Source organism: Parendozoicomonas verongulae, from assembly GCF_009711465.1.
Taxonomy (GTDB): domain Bacteria; phylum Pseudomonadota; class Gammaproteobacteria; order Pseudomonadales; family Endozoicomonadaceae; genus Sansalvadorimonas; species Sansalvadorimonas verongulae.
Window position 1 is genome coordinate 1 of record NZ_SMME01000530.1, and the last position, 239, is coordinate 239.

The window sequence follows — 239 nt, forward strand, 5'->3', positions numbered from 1 at the left end:
CACCTGCCCCTGCGGCATCACCCTCGATTCAGTCAACCTGCTTTACTCCCACCGCCGGGGCAGCAGCGACGCCAGGTGCAAGGGGAAGCGGCTCAAATAGAACCGGGTCCATAATTTTACCGTGTTTGAAAATTGCCCCGGCCTTACTCATCGACTAGCCTTTCGTGGCCTGGGTTGAATCAGAGACTATGCTCGTTGCAAAGGCTGGTAAATACCTCATGGCTTTGGCTTATCCTGAC